The following is an 18,723-nucleotide window of genomic DNA, read 5'->3' on the forward strand; positions in this document are numbered from 1 at the left end:
GCCTGACCCAACAACAGCAAATCCTTCATAGCAGAGAGCAAAGTGAAGCTCACTGAGCAACGCAGAGCCACAAGCCAACAGTCAAGGGATTCAGACGGTGTGCGTGCTGAATTAACAATCAGCGAACAACTGAAAACTCCAATCTGATCACTGTTCCCAACGCAGTCGAATCAGCCACAGCAATCCGACCGTTCATCAGATCCACGAGCTGTGAAACCAGTGCCAAACCGACCCCAGAGCCAGGTACAGATTGATTGTGCTGCATTCCTCGGAAAAAAGGTTTGAAGATATTGGCTTGGTCCTCGATTGAGATCCCAGGGCCATGATCCTTAATCTCACAAAAGAAGCATTCCGAAGATGTGCCCTGGCTCAAATGAATCGGCGATGCTTCAGGCGAATACTTTGCAGCATTTTCAAGTACATTAATAAGACATTGAATCAAACGTTCAAGATTAATTAGCAATGACAAGTCTTTAAATTGTTCTAAATCCTGAAGTTGATCATGCTGAACTCTGGAGCCCCAGGGGAGTAATTCAAGCTGTCTGAACATCTGTTGCAACACATCAAATGCAGAAATTTTCTCCAAAGACAAAGTCAATCGACCAGATTCACACAACGACAAATCAGTCAGATCGCGAACGAGTCGGTCGGCTTTACACGCTTCGTTTTCCAACAAATGCATCAGTTGAAGGTCTGAGTCAGGCACGTCCTTCAGGCGATCTCCAAGACGATGGGCTGTCGCACTGATCAATGCCAACGGTCTCATCAGCTCGTGACTCACTGATCGCATAAAGAGCTGTTGCTGTGTCCATGCATGCTGAATGCGTTCCGCAAGTCGGTTGTAAGAAGTCACGACTCCCTGCCATTCCTGAGGTTGACTCTCCAACAAAAGAGATTCATTGTGAGGCACTCCATAAGAACACAATGTCATTTGGTCCATCATTTCTTCAAGTGCCTTGAAATGAGGAATCAATGAGTTCATCGGATGATCGGACAATGGAGTCCTGAGGGCATCTAAATTCCCTCGAACTTTGCCTGATTCAAATGCAGAGATACACTGCGATTTCACCTGATCTAAAAAAAGCTGAGATCCTGACTGATCATTCGCGATAACAATAATCCCTTGGGAGACGATAGCTGCGACAAATGTTGCCACCTCAAGAAGAAGACTGTCCCCAGAGCTCGACTTCAATACCAGAAGATTCCGCTGAAGCAGTCGATTCATCTTCGAGACAATTGCAGATGGCAATTCATTCTCTGCCAATGCAAGTGCACTGCTGCTTGCCAACAAATTAAACACCGCAATATTCATCACTGCCTGGCGCAGATTCACACTCAGATTAAACTGGCTCTTGCCTGACAGGCCTGCATAAAATTCCCTGAAAGCATCAAAAAAGCACTCACCCAAAGACAACTCTTCAAGCCGTTGAATAAAAGTTTTCTTTTGCTTAACACTAAGCGTAGAAGCTTCAGGTTCGCCGCCGAAAAACTCCCAACTGTTATAGAGAGCTGTAGAAAGACATTGATAGAAAAGCGCACTTGAAGACTGCTCATGCGCTGACTGATCAGCGATCTCCAATGAAAGCTTAACCCAAGAAACGAAATCACTCAACTCACTTCTTGAGAGAATAACCGCTTGAGGATTATAATCCAGGCAACGAAAGTCCGCCCACTCCAAATGATTTATTGAACTTCCAATAGCTTCTCTTTTTTCGGAAAATTGCTCACTAATACTTAAACCATCACCTCCCAAGTGACACCATCTAAAACCACCTCTCTCATCCATAGAGGGAATTGAAAAGGCATCACATCGTGCGGCTCCATCGAACTTACTTGTTTCCATATCGCCCGCTACCAACTGCGTTGCAGGCCGATTTTTATATAAAAAATATGCTTCCAATGCAACATCATCAGTGTTTATCCGTTCAACCAGACTGTTGCGAGTAAACAGGCGCTGCTGATCCAGTGAACTAAGTGCCATTACGAGAATCTCATTTTGCTCCCAAGCAGATGGTGGAATAGGAATCGCACGCTGAGCATCAAGCGGACAAAACAACGCTATTCACACAAAAATTGAGAGGAACTCGTATTTCGGACAAAAGGCAATATTGCACCGCCCTTAGGAAGCTTTCTTAGCTCACACCTAAGAGACCAAGAGACAACGAAGCAACAGATTTATTCGGAAAACGATGCACAAGACACCAAATACGCAGACCTGGAGCAGCTCACTCCTTCAAGAGCACCACTCTCCCAGGTTGATGTTGAGACATGTCTGTCTCAATAAACTACACCCCAGATACCGCGATGGAATGGAGTCTTGATGCCGAACAAACCCTGAAAGAGGTTCCTTTCTTCATTCGGCCTGTCGTTCGCAAAAGCATCGAAAAGATGGCTGCGTCCGATGGCAAAACCATGGTCGACAGCGAGCTGTACGCAAGAGCGAAAGCCGCTCGAGGACGTTAGGGAGCACTGCTGCCAATCAGGGCAGCAAGCATGACTTAAGAGCAGGCCGGCTGCCAACTCCCATGCAGACCATGAGGGATCGCCAGAGGCAACTCAACCACAGCGATCTCTCGCAGATCAGACGCATCCAGAATCACAAGATCAGAGCCTTCCCGGTCACCGTTCCAGACCAGCTCGAGAACCCAGCCTTCATCCTCAGCCGTTGCACCGGGGCGGGGAACCATCAGTGGTTCGCTGACGAAGCCATGGGGTGCGGCACTCCAGATCCATCGCTCTCCACTGCTGAGATCCAGCTTCTTGATCACCTGCAGAGGGTCATTGCCCTGCTCCCGGGCAGCCGCGGCCATCCAGGCGTAGCGGCATGGCAGGCCCTCCTTTTCGGGATTCACCATGGCGAATTCACAGCAACGTTCACTCAAGCGAGTGGTTTGCACCCGGCCACTCTCCAAGCTGATGCGGCATTGCTCCAGCAAACCCTCTGGAATCAGATCGAAATCCACCGCGGCGAAGTCCATCTCCGGACCGACAGATGGAAAGTCGCTGTAGTAAATGCTTTCCACCACCACATCACCCTCCTCTTCCCAGGCATTGAGGTGATGGAACACAAAGCCGTCCGGGGCATCCACAATGCGAGGCGACTGACCGGCGAAGGCACCACTGTCGCGGGGAATCAACCAGAACTTCGCCTGACCATCAGGTTTTGACTGCAGGCACTGAGCCGCACCTTTCTGACCAAGCACGAATGGCAGCGGGTTGAACGCGATGGCGTTTTGAAGAAACACCGCCCAGTTGGGTGTGATCGCGAAATCGTGCAGAAATGCGAAGCCGTTGAAGCTGTCTTTACGTTCACAGAGAAGATCGCCGGCCTTAATGCCTGCAGCAGGATCGGTTTCAGTGGCGAACTCCATCAAGCGGATGGTGCTGCGCGGCCCGGTTTTCACCCCAAAGGTCACCATGCGTGGACGGTCGTGATGGCCAGGATCAAAACGAGGATGCGCACTGAAGGCCTCACCTTTTTTGAGCACACCTCCCAGAAGGCTGATGCCATGGGTTTCAAGGGTGCGGGGATCCAACGCGTGCGGTTCCGCCGCTTCCCAGAGCGCCAGTAACTGATCGCCCAGCTGCACTACCCCGGTGTTAGCGATGTTCTTCAGGCGGAGATCAAATGCATTCGCTAGAGGCCCACCAGGCTTCTGGCTGCCGAACACACCGCGATACAGCACCTTCCCTGCAGCTTCCTCTTCCTGCCAACCGGCCGTTCGCACAAAGCGATTGCTCAGGGCAACAGCACCTTCCTGAAAGCGCAGAGCCGTGATCATCCCATCGCCGTCAAAGGGATGATGCACCCGCTGACCGTTGCGTTCGAGTCGACCGGGACCGTTGCGGTACAGAGTTCCCACCAAGTCGGGAGGGATGGTGCCGCGCACCGGGGTCAGGGACACATCGGTGAGCTCCTGTTCCACATTGCGAAAGGCACTAGCCCATTCCGACCGCTCGAAACGGTCAACGGCAGGAGCGACGGTCACAGAAGATGGAGCAGTTGACCCCATCTTCTCGTAACGGACTGTGAAGCGCGCGCTTCAGTTCAATCCAGCTTGCTCCAGCACCCCCTTGCTGCTTGGCACCGCATTGGCCCGGCGTGGGTCGATCTCCGTGGCCTGGCGCAAAGCCCGGGCGAAGGCCTTGAAACAAGCCTCCACGATGTGGTGAGAATTGGCACCATCGAGTTGGCGGATGTGCAAGGTGAGACCGCTGTTGTTCACCACAGCCACGAAAAACTCCTTCACCAGCTCAGTGTCGTAGGTGCCGATCTTCTGGCTGGGAATGCTGAGGCTGTAACTCAGGTGCGGACGGCCTGAGCAATCCAACGCCACCTGCACCAAGGCCTCGTCGAGAGGCGCGAGGAAATGGCCAAAGCGATGAATGCCGCGGCGATCACCGAGGGCCTGAGCGAGGGCCTGGCCAACAGCGATGCCCACATCTTCATTGGTGTGGTGATCATCGATGTGCGTATCCCCTTGCGCGCTGATCACCAGATCGATCAGCCCGTGGCTGCTGATCTGATGAAGCATGTGATCAAGAAACGGCACACCGGTGCTGGCCTGGCACTGACCACTGCCGTCGAGGTTCAGGCGCACCTGCACATCGGTTTCTCCGGTGACCCGGTGGATTTCACCACTACGCATGCTCATCGGCCTCAGGATCGGGGACGCATGCGCTGATCATGCCGGCTCACATGCCGTTAATGCAGTACCCGGCATCCACATAAAGCGTTTGCCCCGAGATCCCGCTGGAAAGCTCGCTGAGCAGGAAAGCGGCCGTGTTGCCCACCTCGGTCTGCGTGACAGTCCGGCGCAGAGGAGCTTTTTCCTCCACGTTATGGATCATGTCCAGGATTCCGCCAATGGCCGAACTAGCCAGGGTGCGGATCGGACCGGCACTGATGGCATTCACGCGCACCTGCTTCTCGGGGCCGAGTTCGGCAGAGAGGTAGCGCACGGAAGCTTCAAGAGCCGCCTTGGCCACGCCCATCACGTTGTAATTGGGAATCGCGCGCTCAGCGCCCAGGTAGGTGAGGGTCACGACCCCCGCCTTTTCACTGAACAGGGGCTTGGCATGACGGCAAAGCGGAGCCAGGGAATAGGCACTGATCTCGAGAGCACGGGCAAAGCCTTCGGCCGTGGTGGCGCTGTAATCGCCCACCAGCTCCTCTTTGCCAGCGAAGGCCAGACAATGCACCAGTCCGTCGAGGACACCCCACTGGCTCTTGATCTCGCTGAACACGGCCTCCATCTGAGCCGAATCCTGCACGTTCAAAGGGAGAAATAGCGAGGGCTCCAGGGGTGCGGTGAGCTCACGCACCTTTGACTCGAAGCGACCCTTGTCGTCTGGGAGATAGGTAATACCCAGCTCAGCGCCTGCGGCTTTGAGCTGCTGGGCAATGCCCCAGGCGATCGATCGGTTGTTGGCAATGCCGGTAACGAGAATCTTCTTGCCCGTGAGATCGAGAAGCATCGGACCGGCTGATATTGAACACTGCTGGGATTCTCTCCTATCCCGCACCCCTGCCCTGAGAAGCCAGTCGCAGTTATCTCCTGCGATCGACAGGATGGCGGCGTTCCTGTGATCCCGTGGTGCTGCCCTTACCCCCCATCACACCCCTGTCCTGGCCTGAACAGCCAGGGGATCTGCCTCGAGACCTACCGGATCGCGACGCACTCGATCGACGGCTTGCCAACGAATTCCCCTCCGCCCAAGGGCCACTCAGTGGCATTCAAGGCGGCCGACAAGCTGCTGAAAGCCAGCTTCAGCGGATGGAGGCGAAGCGTTACGGCCGCAGCCGCAACCATCTCAAGGGGGCCGTCACACGCTTATCCCCCTGGATCCGACACGGCGTTCTCTCCTTGGCGGAGATCAGGGAAGCGGTCTTTGCCCAATTGCGGGATCGCGGCCAGGGCAGAGACGACGGCAGCAAGCTGATCAATGAACTGGGCTGGCGTGATTTCTGGCAGCGGATGTGGAGCGATCTCGGCGATGGCATCCATGAGAGCCAAGAGGAGCTGAAGACCGGCCACGATCCCTCCAGTTACAGCCGGGAGCTTCCCGACGACGTGCGTGAAGGCCGCACGGGGCTGGCCTGTATGGATGGATTCAGCGAGGAGCTGGTGAGCAGTGGCTGGCTCCACAACCACGCACGGATGTGGATGGCGGCGTATCTGGTGCACTGGCGCAGGGTGCATTGGAAAGCAGGAGCCGACTGGTTTCTGGAGCACCTGCTTGACGGCGATCCCGCCAGCAACCACCTCAGCTGGCAATGGGTTGCCAGCAGCTTCAGTCACAAGCCGTACGTCTTCAACCGCGGCAACCTGGAGCGCTACAGCGACGGGAGGTATTGCAAGATCTGCCCGAGCGCAGACACCTGCCCGTTTGAGGGAAGTTACGACCAGCTGGAGTCGCAGCTGTTCGCGCCCCAGCCGGCGATCCGGGATGTGCCCAGCCGGCGCAGAAACGGAAACACCCGAGGCAGTGCCAGCGCCGCCTTCGCCAGACCGAAGCGCTGAGCCTCCGATTCCGAAACCCCCACACCCCATGCCGTTCCAACACCCGATCCTCTGGATCCACGAAGAAGCCCTTGGCCCCCACAACCCTGCCCGGCTCGCATGGCCTGACGCCCCTGCACTGTTCGTATTCGACACGCAGTGGATCGAGAACGCCGGCATCAGCCGCAAACGCCTTGGCTTTCTCTACGAGAGCGCCCTCGAGTGTGCCGTGACCCTGCGCAAAGGAGATGTGGCGGCCGAGGTGATCAGTTTTGCCCAGCGGCATCAGGCCGATGGAGTCGTCACCAGCGTGCCAGTGGATCCGCGTCTGGCGGGAATCGCAGCACGGGTTGAGAGCCAATACCCCTTGGAACGACTTGAACCGGAGCCCTTCGTGAACCTGCCGCGGCCACCGCGCCTAGGCCGCTTCAGCCGTTACTGGCGTGAAGCAGAACCGGTGGTCTGGGAAGGGTTCTAGCGCCGAGGTCACTCGGCTTCATTGGCTCGGGTTCAACAACGCCTCTTCACGCTTGAGCTCCTCAGCGGGATCGGTGAGCAAGTCTTCCTGCTCCAGTGCAGGAAGAGCAACAGGCACGACCTCCGAGGCCTTGGTCGGCGGTTGAACCCACTGCCAGCGGGCCTTCGGCGCCCGATCTGCACATAAAGCCTTCAACTCGTCTTGAAGGGCCGTCAAAACCGAATCCCGTTGAACAGCCTCAAAAAACTCCGAACGCGGAGCCAGACCGGCACTGAAGGGTGCTGTTCCGTTTCCGTTGAAAAGGCGTGCAGCATCCACAAACCAGCGAGGTTTGCAGACCGCCGGATCACGGGTATCCGTTTCCAAGAACAAGTGAAGACCGAATCCATCGGGCTGACTGACCACAGCCAGTCCGTCATGGGGTACCCGTCGCTGCAGGGGGAACACCGCCCAGGACGCCTCAGGTGATGAAGCACAGCCCGCCAGTGTGCAACCCATGACTGCAAGGCCTGCAAAAGCAGTCTGAACCCAGCGCACCAACGCTTCTCCACCGCAGAGCAGGATTCTGAACCAAGATCAACGACAGTGCAGGTTCCTGGTTGGTCGCATGGTGCTCACGCCATCCACGATGCTTCCCTTAGGGCATCCACTCCCTGAATTCCATCTGCCGGTGGTGTGCGGCGAGCTGGCGCAACAATCCCCTGGCGGAACCCTTGGACGCGACGATCTGCCTGTTCGTCCAGTTCTGGTGATGCTGATCTGTTCTCACTGCCCGTTTGTGAAGCACGTGGAACCGGAACTGAGCCGCCTGGAACACGACTATGGCCAGAGCATTTCGCTGCTCGCCGTTTCGAGCAACAGCGTGATCACCCATCCCCAGGACGGACCTGAGGGCCTTCGCCGGCAAGCCGAACGCATGGGCTGGTCGTTTCCTTATCTCTTCGATGAGCAGCAGAGCCTGGCGATAGCCCTCCGCGGCGCGTGTACGCCGGAGTTTTATCTGTTCGCACCGGGTTCAAGCGGAACGCAGACTTTGCGCTACCGAGGGCAGCTGGATGGCAGTCGGCCGGGGAACCCGGCAGAACTTGATGGTCGTGATCTAAGGCAGGCCATGGATGCCGTCCTTGCTGGGCAGCCGTTGCGGAGCCAACAAAACCCCTCGATGGGCTGCAACATCAAATGGCATCCCGGACAAGAACCGCCGTGGTTCGGGAGCCCGGCTTAAGGTGCCCCCCATGCAGGTGCCACCCTTCAGTCTCAGCCAACAGCTCGCGGATCTCGGGCAGGAACTCGATGACGCAGCGCTTCGGGTGCTGCACAGCGGTCAGTACATCGGCGGTTCCGAGATCCAGGCGTTCGAGCGCTCCTTCGCAGAGGCTGTCGGGTCAGCCCATGCCGTGGGCTGCAACAGCGGTACGGATGCCCTTGTCCTGGCCTTGCGCGGCCTGGGTATCGGCAGCGGCGATGAAGTCATCACCGCATCCTTCAGTTTTTTTGCTACAGCGGAAGCGATCAGTGCCGTGGGTGCTACGCCGGTCTTCGTGGACGTGGACCCGTCGACCTATCTGATCGACCTAAGCCGCATCGAAGCGGCGATCACCCCCAGAACCCGCGTGCTGCTCCCGGTGCATCTGTTCGGCAGGCCCGTGGACATGACGCGACTGATGGCCATCGCCGAACGCCATGGCTTGCGGGTGATTGAAGACTGCGCTCAGGCCACCGGTGCCCATTGGGACGGACGGGGCGTTGGCAGCTGGGGGGATGTGGGTTGCTTCAGTTTCTTCCCCACCAAGAACCTCGGTGCAGCAGGCGATGGCGGTGCTGTGTGTTGCCAAAGCCCTGAGCTGGCTCAGCGGATGCGCGAACTGGCCGTGCACGGCATGCCGCGACGCTACTTGCATACCGAGCTCGGTTACAACAGCAGGCTCGATGCCCTCCAGGCAGCTGTGCTCAACGTGAAGCTGCCCCATCTCAGTCGCTGGGTGGAGCGCCGTGGTGCCATTGCAGCCCGCTACTGCGAAGCCCTCGATAATCTTCCTGGTTTACAGCTTCCGGAACCAGACGCCCATGGCGGCCATGGCTGGAATCAATTCGTGATCCGCGTACATCCCTGCGCAAGCGGGAAGGAACTCTGCGGCGGCAGCTGCCCGGAGGTGCGCAGTGAGCATGGACTGCCAGACAGCCGCTGCCGCGACTGGCTAAAGCAAAGTCTTCAGCAACAGGGCGTGAACACGATCATCTACTACCCGATCCCCATTCATCGCCAACCTGCTTACGGCGATCTGAATCTGGCTCCTGGGTCTTTACCGGTCACGGAACAACTCTGCAGTGAGGTGCTCAGCCTACCGATTTTCCCCGAACTCAGTCTGGAACAACAAGACCGGGTGATCACCGTGCTCAAAAGCTTGCTGAATCAACGCGGCTTCAATGCAGGCCAGTCCTGCGGCGTTGCAGCCTGATCTCTGCCTGATGCTTCAGGCTTTGATGGTGGCGTAGAGCACTTTGAATTTGGCCTGCTGAATCTTGTGATTCACCAGTGGTTCCGGGTAACCCCTGCGCTCCAGAGCACCGATCTCACCACTGAGCAAATCTTTTGTGGACACATGCCGCAGCTCTGGAACCCAGCGGCGGATGTAGTCCCCATCGGCATCGAATTTGGACGCTTGGGTGGCGGGATTGAAGATGCGCAGGGGCTTGGGATCCATGCCACTGCTGGCACTCCACTGCCAGCCGCCGTTATTGGCGGCCAGATCGCCATCCACTTCCAGCTCCATGAAGGCCCGCTCACCCCAGCGCCAGTCACAGATCAGGTCCTTCACCAGGAATGAGGCCACGATCATGCGACAGCGGTTGTGCATCCAGCCGCTCTGCTGGAGCTGGCGCATGGCCGCGTCAATGATCGGCATCCCAGTCTGGCCGTCCTTCCAGAAGTCGAACCAGTCCTCGTTGTTCTCCCAGGGGAATCGGCGCCACTGTTCCCTGTAAGGACCATCGGCCAGCTCGGGGAAATGGAACAGGGCCTGCTGGTAGAACTCACGCCAGGCGAGCTCCTGTTCCCACACGGCGATGGCTTGACGCTGTTCATCACTACGGGCCAGCTCCTTAGCAGCCTGAGCCGCGCACCAGGCCTGCCTCGGACTCAGCGTGCCCACACTGAGTGCAGCACTCAGACCAGAGGTGCCAGCGTTGCCAGGGAAATTGCGATCGGGCTCGTAACCCAGCAGAGGACCATCCGCGAAGACGGCCAGCTGATCGACAGCGGCCGCTTCACCTGGACGGCAAGGACAGAGATCCATACCGGCGAATCCATGCTCCGTTTGCAGACGCTGCAAAGCCTGCTGCCCATCCGCCCACAGGCGACCAAGCGCCGTCTCCGTGGAGCGGATCGCCTGCTGCTGCTCCGCTGTCAGATCCTGGAGGTCTATGGGTGCAGCCACAGTGCTGGGACGCAGGCGTTCCACCTGCCCACGCCAGTTGCGCAGGAAGGGGCCATAGACGCGATAGGGATCGCCATTGCCGGTTTTCAGCAGCTCCGGAGCCACTAACAGCTGATCCCAATCCACAAGCACTTGGCGTCCATCGGCCTGCAGAGCCTTCGCCACTCCGCGGTCACGTTCGCGGGCGTAAGGCTCCACATCCCGGCTCCACACCACGGTGGAACTGTCTAGAAGCGCAGCCAGCTGGGGAAGCAACGTGAGCGGATCACCCTGCAACACCAGCAGGCGACTTCCCGCCTCGCGCCAGCGCTCCTGGAGTTCGATCAGGCTCTCCACCAAAAACCACAGCCGTGCCGGGGCCATAGGCGGCAACTGCGGAGGTGGCGTGATGATGGCCGGGTCGAGGACATAAACCCCGGTCACGGCAGGACCGAGAGCAACAGCAGCCTGAAGGCCAGTATTGTCAGCCAGTCGCAGATCACGCCGGTGCCAGAAAAGGGTGCGTGGAGACGCCATCACAGATCCAGAAGTTGTTTGGCACGGAACCAGGCTGTAACACTCTTGCCATCGAGCCATTCCTCACCGGAGGCCAGGGCCGCGTCGAGCTCAGCCGGGGTCATCTCCAACACCTCCAAATCCTCATCCGCATCCCCTGCCGGCGGGTTCAGCAATGGGGTGAGCTGCCGGGCCAGGAAACAGTGAATGACCTCATCGGAATAGCCCGGGCAGGGCAACATTGGACCCAGACAATCCCAGCGAGCAGCGCTGTAGCCGGCTTCCTCTCCAAGTTCGCGCTGCATCGACCCCAGGGGATCCTCGCCATCCTCGAGGGTGCCGGCGGGAAATTCCAGCAGGCGGGCCTGAACGGCGAATCGATATTGACGCAGGAGCACGACCCGGCCCGCATCGGTGATCGGCACCGCCAGGGATGCGCCCGGATGCCGGATCAGCCCAAACGTGCCCTCCACGCCCATGGGCAGCTTGATGCGATTGCGCTCGAACCGGATCTTGCGCGCCTGCATTACCTCGATGGTTTCCAGCATCTCGAAGGGCTCGGGGGCTGGCAGCGGTGCCATGGAGTTAGGGAAGAAGGGATACCAGCATGGCGGGTGAGACAACCGAGTGATTACCTATGGCGCAACATCCATGAAAATCATTTCAGACCAGTTGTTTTGCCTTAAAAGGTGGCTGGATGATCAAAAGCAAAAGCAAAAGCAAAAGCAAGCCAAGGATTCGAGTAGACCGTAGTTCTACACAAATTCCATCATTCCGCGGACGCACAATGATCCAAGAGATTGCCGCTGACCACGCACTTCAAGCAACTCAGGGGAAGAAGCAGCTGTTGGATCGTGCAACTGGAGCTCTTCACCAAGAGCATGAAAAGCAACATCAAGACCGAGAACCAGACGAAAGAGTCTGAGCTGTTCCAACTGATCGAGCGACTGCAAATAGCGCTGGAATGACTCAAGAAATTCTCAGAGGCACTGATACCCGTGAACGATGATGGCTACTCATCATGAAAACTTTGATCAACTTTAGCTGCCAATCTGCACTGATCGGCCTGCCCAGATTCATGCATTCCTTGTATTGAGAGTAATGACTGGGATCGTGAAATGAACCAGCCCCGCTCCTTATGGAGGCACTGCCATCCAAGGCCACATTGCTCGTTAGAGACAGACCTTCATGCAACGGCATGCTCGTAGGACAATCGACTTCAAAATACATCAGATCGCACTTGTTGAGCATGATAAGAGCATTGACGCAAGAGACTGATCAAGTCGGAATCTTGAGCCCCTTCGAGGCTAAACTTTTGCAATAGCTCTATGAACAATCTGGAGCGGCCTAACAGAATAGGAAATCCACTATTTGCACGCTTCCGATCATCGGATTGAAGTGAACAAAGCCGGCTCTTATCCTCAAAAAAGCGCGCAAGCATGTGGCCGAACTGAACAGGATTGACAATTTTACCGGCCAGAAGAATCATAGCCCCACCGGACATCAATTGAGACAAAAAGCCCAGAAAACATTCTCCTGGATCAGCACTTGAAATCTCTTTTTGACAAGATATTCCAGGGAATAAATGTGTTAAATCCTCAATTTCCCAAGACGTAAGCGAGGAGGAGTAAACCACAATGCGACAATCGATGAGCGATCTCGAAAAGTAGAGCGAAATCAGTGTCGCCATGATTTTTTCAAGATCGCCACCAACCACGACACAAGAGATAGATGAATTTTTATACGCAGTAAAACGCAACTTCCGAGTGAAACCACCTGTCGCCATCAACTGAACCAACCGGTGAATGGAACTAGTCATCCATTCTTCGAACTTTTCAAAGGCAATCAAAGAACTAAAGTTGATCGGACTTAGTTGATCTAGGTCAAGATTGCAATGGGATTGCATTCTTTTCTGAGTGGACTCAAGGATATAAGGAACAAGCCTTTCGAAAGCGTGCAAATAACTACCATTACTCGGCAAAGGCTCAGGAGGCACTCGTGACTCTTCAAAACACGATGCAATCAAAACAGCCGCTTTAAAATCAACCCAAAACATAGAGCCAGCCGGGAAACAAATAAAATCTTCAGGACTTTCTCTAACACCAAAGCGATCTAAAAGATGAGATATCGGCGCAAGATTACTCTTCCATTTACAAAATCGAAATACGTCAAGCGATATCAATGGTGACACCAGAGCGCAGTTAGTCGTCTGCAGTAATTCCAATAAAATATATTTAACGTTCTCAGGCGAGCCCAACAAATTAGACAAACTACCTTCAAGCCACCTTCCGCCAAACTCTTTACCTTTACCGGACGCAACAGATCGCTTAGTATGTAATTTAAGAACAAAATCATATGCTTTATTTTGAAGCCTTAAGCCCTTGATGACCTGCACAAAAGGCAATAGATCCCGACCAAGATTGGCCAAAACCTTAATATCAAGCACATCAATCGGCAAATCAACTTTTTCCAGACACTCCTTTACCACTTCCTTATCACCGCAAGAGCAAACAGTGACAACAAGATCAAAGTGGCAAGGCATATGCCTCAAAGAAGGAAAAATTGTTGCCAAACTCTCCGGATAGTAAGCATGAATGACGACGAGAATCTTTAAAGGATGCTCAAGACTCTCTGGATCATCAGTCTTGCAAGGAAAACAAAGGCTTGTCAGAGGGTGATTGATATATTCAAAATAATCAAAAATACCAGCATGCTTTGCCTTTTTTAAATCATACTGACTATCGAGGTAATTGATCAATGGATTAACAAGATTACCCGATGGATCAACACTTTCTTCCTTCTGCAAATAGCGAGCGACTGAAAAAAATGGATTCGGATCACGACGAGCTCTCCAGCCACGAGAGCAAAAATCTTCGAGAGCGGACATCCCCGACGAGATCTTATGCCCATACAAATTCGAGTAGAAACGTTCATCAAAAATTGCACTTGCCCTTATACGCTCAACCTCTTTCAATCGATACTCACTTCCTGACGAAACAACCTGGAGAGGAGGGCTTCCACGCACATGATCAACTTGATTTAATTGTTCCTCACATAAACGGATGAAAAAATCCAATGTTTTCTGATTGCAGCGCCCAGCCTCAGCCAAGGACCGGTAATGCCTCAATGCCGATTCAAAGTCATGGCGCTTGAAACTTAAATAGGCTTGTTCAAGAAGAGCAAGATCATTCATGCTTACTTACATTATTGAGCACGTTAAAAAATTAGACATTACATTAACTCAGTGAGAAAATAAGCGATTTTGCAATGATCTTCATTGAAAAACCTGCAGCAGGGGTGCCAGAACAAATGCACGCAAGTGAAGCCGAGGGTGAGGCAACACAAGACGAGCATGATTCAGCCTCATTTCACCCCAAAACAAAAAATCTAGATCCAAAGAGCGAGGGCCCCAACGTTCCTCGCTGGATCTATCCCTGCCAAAGAGATTCTCAAGACGATGAAGGCGATCTAAGAGGTCAAGAGCTGCCGTTTCAGTGGGTGGCATGTTGAGTCCCTTCACTAAAAGAACCGCATTGCAGTAACGGGACTGACCAGGCGGTCCGCCAAAAGGATCAGTGTCATGCAGGGCAGACCAGCGAAAACTCAAATCGTGATTCCCCCAGTGCCGAAGCTCAGCCTCTAACAGCGGCTGAACGGCCACCAATGTTTCTCGAGGCGAACCCACTGCACTGGGTCGATTGGCCCCAAGTGCAACAGCAACAAGTGCGTGATCGATGTCAGGCATCAGCGAGACTGGAGTTCACGAACGGGCTGAACTCATTCATGGTGGCAAGCAGTGTGGCAGTGAAGGACGATCAGGCCAGCCGCGCCTTTCCCCTGGCTGCCATCACCGGTCATGGCACCCTCAAACTCGCCTTGCTCCTGGCAGCCGTGGACCCAGGACTTGGCGGCGTGATCATCGCTGGGGGGCGTGGCACCGGCAAGTCAGTGCTGGCGCGGGGACTGCATGCGCTCCTGCCTCCGATCGACGTGCTGGATCCAGAAGCAGCAGGACTGGCCTCAGGCCCGGGGCGCAACCTCGATCCCAGCCGTGCGGAGGAATGGGACGCAGCAACCCGGGAGCAGCTGAGCACTGAGCCACCCTCACGGGTGATTCCGGCGCCGTTCGTTCAAGTTCCTCTCGGCATCACTGAGGATCGCCTCGTGGGTGCCGTGGACGTGACCGCCTCTCTCAGCTCTGGCAGCCCTGTGTTTCAACCTGGCCTTCTGGCCGAGGCCCACAGGGGAGTGATGTATGTGGACGAACTGAACCTTTTGGATGACGGCATCGTCAATCTCCTCTTGGCCGCAGTGGGAGCCGGCGAGAACCAGGTGGAACGCGAAGGCCTGAGCCTCCGCCACCCCTGCCGGCCTCTGTTGATTGCCACGTACAACCCAGAGGAAGGAAACGTTCGTGATCACCTACTAGACCGATTTGCAATCGCCCTCTCCGCCAACCAGTTGGTGAGCACCGAGCAGCGAGTTGAAATCACCAACGCGGTACTCAGTCATGGCCAGTGCAGCCGCAGCTTCGCGGAGCGTTGGAAAGAGGAAACAGACGCTCTGGCGACCCAGCTGCTGCTGGCTCGGCAATGGCTCCCGGATGTGCAGATCAGCCGCGAGCAGGTCGAATACCTGGTCACCGAAGCCATCCGCGGTGGGGTCGAAGGGCATCGCTCCGAGCTGTATGCCGTGCGCGTGGCCAAGGCCCATGCGGCCCTCAGTGGCCGCGATCAGGTCGAAGCCGACGACCTGCAGGTGGCGGTGGCCCTGGTGATTGCGCCACGCGCCTCCCAGCTGCCACCACCGGATCAGCAGATGGAGCCACCGCCACCGCCCGAGCAACCAGACGATCAAACCCCGCCGCCACCAGACTCCGGTGAACAGACCAACGACGACACGCCTCCCCCACCCGAGGGGTCCGGCGAGGACGAAAACGATCCGCCAGAAGACAGCAGCGACGACGACGACAGCGACAACAACGACGACGACGAGGACTCGGAGCAGGACGAGGCACCTCCATCAGTGCCGGAAGAGTTCATGCTGGATCCCGAGGCGGTTGCGATCGATCCCGACCTGCTGCTGTTCAATGCTGCCAAGAGCAAGAGCGGCAACAGTGGCAGCCGTTCGGTGGTGCTTAGTGACAGCCGTGGCCGTTATGTGAAACCGATGCTCCCCCGCGGTCCCGTCCGGCGCATCGCCGTCGATGCCACGCTTCGAGCGGCTGCTCCCTACCAAAAAGCACGCCGGGCACGCCAACCGGATCGCACCGTGATTGTGGAAGAGGCAGATCTGCGCGCCAAGCTGCTGCAGCGACAAGCAGGAGCCTTGGTGATCTTCCTGGTAGATGCCAGCGGATCCATGGCTCTGAACCGGATGCAGAGCGCCAAAGGTGCCGTGATCCGTCTGCTCACGGAAGCCTATGAAAACCGCGATGAAGTGGCCCTGATTCCCTTTCGCGGCGATCAAGCCGAAGTGCTACTGCCGCCCACCCGCTCGATCACAGCCGCCCGCCGGCGCCTGGAATCGATGCCCTGCGGCGGTGGTTCACCGCTAGCCCACGGCCTCACCCAGGCGGCCCGCGTCGGCGCCAATGCCCTGGCCACGGGCGATCTCGGGCAGGTGGTGGTGGTGGCGATCACTGACGGGCGCGGCAACGTTCCCCTCAGCACCTCTCTGGGCCAGCCGGAGCTTGAAGGTGACGAGAAGCCTGATCTCAAGCAGGAGGTGCTCGATGTGGCCAGCCGTTACCGAATGCTCGGTCTCAAGCTGCTGGTGATCGACACCGAGCGCAAATTCATCGGCAGCGGCATGGGCAAGGATCTGGCGGAAGCGGCTGGGGGTAAATACGTCCAACTGCCGAAAGCCAGTGATCAGGCGATTGCAGCGGTGGCCATGGAGGCCATCAATGCCGTGACCTGACCCTGATCCGTTAGTTCGAGGTACCCGTCCTGGCTGGATATACCTCATCGAAGAAGGCGCCGAGGCCGATCATCACGCTGCGGAGGCCTTGCATGAACTGAGGATCCTTTGTGAGCTGTTCAATGTCTCCACCTACGGCATCAATACGGGCCGTGAGCTGCTTGGCGTTGGTCACGGTCTGCTTGAGCTCACTGACCATTTCAGGGTTATCAAACGCCTTGGCGAGGTTATTGATGCTGGCCGCTGCTGAAGCAGCTTCGGCTGTGGCCCGGTTGAGGTTGTCGATCGTGGGCTGAGCACGGGCAACCTCATCACGAAGTTGCTGCACAAGTGCATCCACGTTCTGGGCCGCCTCATCGGCGGTGTCGAGGAATTTGGAAGCGTCCTGGCTGGTCGTCCCGAACTGCTTCGTGGATTTCACCAGTTCAGGGATCAGATTGGATTTCTGGGCTTGATCGAGCAGCTTCTCTAAACTGGTGGTGACCGACGTGAGGGTGGCTCCCGACTGGCCGCGAATCGTGTCACCGTCGCATAAAACTCCATTGTTTTTGCACCCGCGCGATTTGGGGGAAGGTGCATCTTTGAGCAGCGTGGTGCCCTTGGTTTTCAGTTCAACCTGGGCGTCACCACCAAGCAACGATGCCTCCGACACGATGGCCGTAACCGGCAGGGGAAGTTTGAGGGAGTCCTGGTTGATTTCGAGCGTGGCCCTTACCGACTGAGGAGTGACTTCAATCGCTCGCACCGTTCCCACGGTGATTCCCCTGAACGTAACGGGAGAGCGGTCAGCCAGACCACCTGCATTCTGGAAATCAGCTTGGACCGTCCAGGTTTCAGAGCCCAGGCGCACTCCCCTTAACCAAAGCATGGTGCCGGCAAATCCGGCGATCGCTCCAACAATCGAAAAACCGACGAGGGCTTCGCGGACACTACGGCGCATGGATTAGTGGTCGGAGGGTTGCATCGGCCCGCGCAGATTACCTGTCCTGAACTGCACAACGTAGGGATTATCTGAATTGCGGTACTCCTCAACAGTTCCATCCCACTGGAAGCGCCCGCCGTACAGCATCACGATCCGTTCAGCGGAGCGCTCGATCGTGCTGTGAACGTGGCTCACAACGACAGAACAGCCCCGAGCCACCGTGGTGGTTTTCACAATCAGATCTTCAATCCGCGTGGAAGCAACTGGATCCAAACCAGCGGTGGGCTCGTCGTAAAGGAGCAGAGGCATGGCTCCTTCCTCCCGATCTGGATCATCGATCAGGGCCCGGGCAAAGCTCACTCTTTTTTGCATGCCCCCGCTCAACTGACCTGGGTACTTGTCGGCCACTTCATGAAGGCCGACGGCTTCAAGGCATTGCTGCACCCGCTCTCGAATCTGAGCTTGCTTGAGACGGCCCAGGCGTGTGAGCAAAAAACCGACATTTTCCTCGACCGTGAGGGAGGCCAGCAGGGCTGGGTTCTGAAACACCAGTCGCACATCAGGAGGCCGACGCTGATCGAGGCGCAGGTAGGTCTGCGGTTCACCGAAGAGGCTCAGTTCACCGCCCGTTGGCAGCTGCAGTCCAGCAAGGAGACGCAACACCGTGGATTTACCGGCACCGGAGGGACCGACAACGGCAATCCGCTCGCCAGGCTTCATGGTGAGCGACACACGATCGAGCACGGGCCTGGGGCCCCATTGCATGGTGAGATCTCGCAACTCCACCACGGGCGTCGGCGTTGTTGCTGGGGTGGTGCTCGGCCGACTCATGTCAGGGCCGCATTGCATGAGCCACCATCCTGCCGCGTCCGACACGAAGGGATGGCCATTGGGGCCAGCTTCCGTACAGTTTGGGGATCGCAAGGGATGCGAACCCCTCGCTACGGATCGCATTTGACCAGTCCT

The 18,723-nt window shown here is 56.5% G+C and carries 17 protein-coding genes; 6 read left to right on the top strand and 11 right to left on the bottom strand.

Annotated features, from left to right (window positions below; all coding sequences use genetic code 11):
* Positions 1–118: 118 nt before the first annotated feature.
* Positions 119–2,056, bottom strand: coding sequence for a sensor histidine kinase (locus tag ACLM45_RS07825; RefSeq protein WP_415408676.1), 1,938 nt, complete (start codon positions 2,054–2,056; stop codon positions 119–121).
* A gap of 212 nt (positions 2,057–2,268) precedes the next feature.
* Between ACLM45_RS07825 and ACLM45_RS07830 the strand changes: the two genes are divergently transcribed.
* Positions 2,269–2,463 carry a PCP reductase family protein gene (locus ACLM45_RS07830; protein ID WP_415408677.1) on the top strand — a complete coding sequence of 65 codons (195 nt, stop codon included), beginning with the start codon at positions 2,269–2,271 and terminating at the stop codon, positions 2,461–2,463.
* Positions 2,464–2,498: 35 nt separating this feature from the next.
* On the opposite strand, the gene ACLM45_RS07835 is transcribed toward ACLM45_RS07830, so the two are convergent.
* From ACLM45_RS07835 to fabI, 3 genes are read right to left on the bottom strand one after another with little or no spacing between them, the layout of a single operon-like run.
* Positions 2,499–3,989: a carotenoid oxygenase family protein gene (locus ACLM45_RS07835; protein ID WP_038005210.1), complete on the bottom strand. Its 1,491-nt coding sequence runs from the start codon at positions 3,987–3,989 to the stop codon at positions 2,499–2,501.
* Between the two features lie 54 nt (positions 3,990–4,043).
* On the bottom strand, positions 4,044–4,655 hold the full coding sequence (gene hisB / locus ACLM45_RS07840) for an imidazoleglycerol-phosphate dehydratase HisB (RefSeq protein ID WP_006042382.1): 612 nt from the start codon (positions 4,653–4,655) through the stop codon (positions 4,044–4,046).
* A gap of 40 nt (positions 4,656–4,695) precedes the next feature.
* Positions 4,696–5,478, bottom strand: a complete 783-nt coding sequence (fabI, locus tag ACLM45_RS07845; RefSeq protein ID WP_006042383.1) for an enoyl-ACP reductase FabI — start codon at positions 5,476–5,478, stop codon at positions 4,696–4,698.
* 119 nt (positions 5,479–5,597) lie between these two features.
* Between fabI and ACLM45_RS07850 the strand changes: the two genes are divergently transcribed.
* Both ACLM45_RS07850 and ACLM45_RS07855 read left to right on the top strand, forming a co-directional pair.
* Entirely contained in the window at positions 5,598–6,524 is a 927-nt protein-coding gene (locus tag ACLM45_RS07850; protein ID WP_415408678.1) for an FAD-binding domain-containing protein, read from the top strand.
* Positions 6,525–6,552: 28 nt separating this feature from the next.
* Positions 6,553–6,981, top strand: coding sequence for a hypothetical protein (locus tag ACLM45_RS07855; protein WP_415408679.1), 429 nt, complete (start codon positions 6,553–6,555; stop codon positions 6,979–6,981).
* An 18-nt stretch (positions 6,982–6,999) separates the two neighbouring features.
* Here ACLM45_RS07855 and ACLM45_RS07860 read toward each other — a convergent pair whose 3' ends face one another.
* Positions 7,000–7,521 carry a hypothetical protein gene (locus ACLM45_RS07860; RefSeq protein ID WP_415408680.1) on the bottom strand — a complete coding sequence of 174 codons (522 nt, stop codon included), beginning with the start codon at positions 7,519–7,521 and terminating at the stop codon, positions 7,000–7,002.
* A 67-nt stretch (positions 7,522–7,588) separates the two neighbouring features.
* Between ACLM45_RS07860 and ACLM45_RS07865 the strand changes: the two genes are divergently transcribed.
* Positions 7,589–8,206, top strand: coding sequence for a thioredoxin family protein (locus ACLM45_RS07865; RefSeq protein WP_415408681.1), 618 nt, complete (start codon positions 7,589–7,591; stop codon positions 8,204–8,206).
* A 10-nt stretch (positions 8,207–8,216) separates the two neighbouring features.
* Positions 8,217–9,440: a DegT/DnrJ/EryC1/StrS family aminotransferase gene (locus tag ACLM45_RS07870; RefSeq protein ID WP_415408682.1), complete on the top strand. Its 1,224-nt coding sequence runs from the start codon at positions 8,217–8,219 to the stop codon at positions 9,438–9,440.
* 15 nt (positions 9,441–9,455) lie between these two features.
* Here the strand turns inward: ACLM45_RS07870 and ACLM45_RS07875 are convergent, their stop codons facing one another.
* The 4 genes from ACLM45_RS07875 to folK all read right to left on the bottom strand — a co-directional run bounded on the left by ACLM45_RS07875 (position 9,456) and on the right by folK (position 14,658).
* Complete coding sequence (locus ACLM45_RS07875) at positions 9,456–10,934, bottom strand: FAD-binding domain-containing protein (protein ID WP_415408683.1); 1,479 nt, start codon at positions 10,932–10,934, stop codon at positions 9,456–9,458.
* Positions 10,934–11,494, bottom strand: a complete 561-nt coding sequence (locus tag ACLM45_RS07880; RefSeq protein WP_415408684.1) for an NUDIX hydrolase — start codon at positions 11,492–11,494, stop codon at positions 10,934–10,936. Before ACLM45_RS07880 ends, ACLM45_RS07875 begins: the two co-directional genes overlap by 1 nt.
* Positions 11,495–12,132: 638 nt before the next feature.
* The gene (locus ACLM45_RS07885; RefSeq protein WP_415408685.1) at positions 12,133–14,106 is read right to left on the bottom strand and encodes a rhamnan synthesis F family protein; all 1,974 of its coding nucleotides are present in this window, start codon (positions 14,104–14,106) and stop codon (positions 12,133–12,135) included.
* Between the two features lie 81 nt (positions 14,107–14,187).
* Positions 14,188–14,658: a 2-amino-4-hydroxy-6-hydroxymethyldihydropteridine diphosphokinase gene (gene folK, locus ACLM45_RS07890; protein WP_415408686.1), complete on the bottom strand. Its 471-nt coding sequence runs from the start codon at positions 14,656–14,658 to the stop codon at positions 14,188–14,190.
* Positions 14,659–14,696: 38 nt separating this feature from the next.
* Here folK and bchD point away from each other — a divergent pair, with 38 nt between their 5' ends.
* Positions 14,697–16,835: a magnesium chelatase ATPase subunit D gene (bchD, locus tag ACLM45_RS07895; protein WP_415408687.1), complete on the top strand. Its 2,139-nt coding sequence runs from the start codon at positions 14,697–14,699 to the stop codon at positions 16,833–16,835.
* A 10-nt stretch (positions 16,836–16,845) separates the two neighbouring features.
* On the opposite strand, the gene ACLM45_RS07900 is transcribed toward bchD, so the two are convergent.
* Together ACLM45_RS07900 and ACLM45_RS07905 are read right to left on the bottom strand one after the other, a co-directional pair.
* The gene (locus tag ACLM45_RS07900; RefSeq protein WP_415408688.1) at positions 16,846–17,775 is read right to left on the bottom strand and encodes an MlaD family protein; all 930 of its coding nucleotides are present in this window, start codon (positions 17,773–17,775) and stop codon (positions 16,846–16,848) included.
* A gap of 3 nt (positions 17,776–17,778) precedes the next feature.
* A complete protein-coding gene (locus tag ACLM45_RS07905; RefSeq protein ID WP_006042397.1) occupies positions 17,779–18,588 on the bottom strand; it encodes an ABC transporter ATP-binding protein in 810 nt (269 codons plus the stop codon).
* Positions 18,589–18,723 lie beyond the last annotated feature (135 nt).

Source organism: Synechococcus sp. A10-1-5-9 (genome assembly GCF_047716785.1).
Taxonomy (GTDB): Bacteria; Cyanobacteriota; Cyanobacteriia; order PCC-6307; family Cyanobiaceae; genus Synechococcus_C.

Bases quoted from the DNA above. Each gene is read 5' to 3' on its own strand.
- ACLM45_RS07855 (WP_415408679.1), top strand. From the start codon at position 6,553: ATGCCGTTCCAACACCCGATCCTCTGGATCCACGAAGAAGCCCTTGGC.
- ACLM45_RS07905 (WP_006042397.1), bottom strand. From the start codon at position 18,588: ATGAGTCGGCCGAGCACCACCCCAGCAACAACGCCGACGCCCGTGGTG.
- ACLM45_RS07870 (WP_415408682.1), top strand. From the start codon at position 8,217: ATGCAGGTGCCACCCTTCAGTCTCAGCCAACAGCTCGCGGATCTCGGG.
- bchD (WP_415408687.1), top strand. From the start codon at position 14,697: ATGGTGGCAAGCAGTGTGGCAGTGAAGGACGATCAGGCCAGCCGCGCC.
- fabI (WP_006042383.1), bottom strand. From the start codon at position 5,478: ATGCTTCTCGATCTCACGGGCAAGAAGATTCTCGTTACCGGCATTGCC.
- ACLM45_RS07885 (WP_415408685.1), bottom strand. From the start codon at position 14,106: ATGAATGATCTTGCTCTTCTTGAACAAGCCTATTTAAGTTTCAAGCGC.
- folK (WP_415408686.1), bottom strand. From the start codon at position 14,658: ATGCCTGACATCGATCACGCACTTGTTGCTGTTGCACTTGGGGCCAAT.
- ACLM45_RS07880 (WP_415408684.1), bottom strand. From the start codon at position 11,494: ATGGCACCGCTGCCAGCCCCCGAGCCCTTCGAGATGCTGGAAACCATC.
- hisB (WP_006042382.1), bottom strand. From the start codon at position 4,655: ATGAGCATGCGTAGTGGTGAAATCCACCGGGTCACCGGAGAAACCGAT.
- ACLM45_RS07865 (WP_415408681.1), top strand. From the start codon at position 7,589: ATGGTGCTCACGCCATCCACGATGCTTCCCTTAGGGCATCCACTCCCT.
- ACLM45_RS07830 (WP_415408677.1), top strand. From the start codon at position 2,269: ATGTCTGTCTCAATAAACTACACCCCAGATACCGCGATGGAATGGAGT.
- ACLM45_RS07875 (WP_415408683.1), bottom strand. From the start codon at position 10,934: ATGGCGTCTCCACGCACCCTTTTCTGGCACCGGCGTGATCTGCGACTG.
- ACLM45_RS07900 (WP_415408688.1), bottom strand. From the start codon at position 17,775: ATGCGCCGTAGTGTCCGCGAAGCCCTCGTCGGTTTTTCGATTGTTGGA.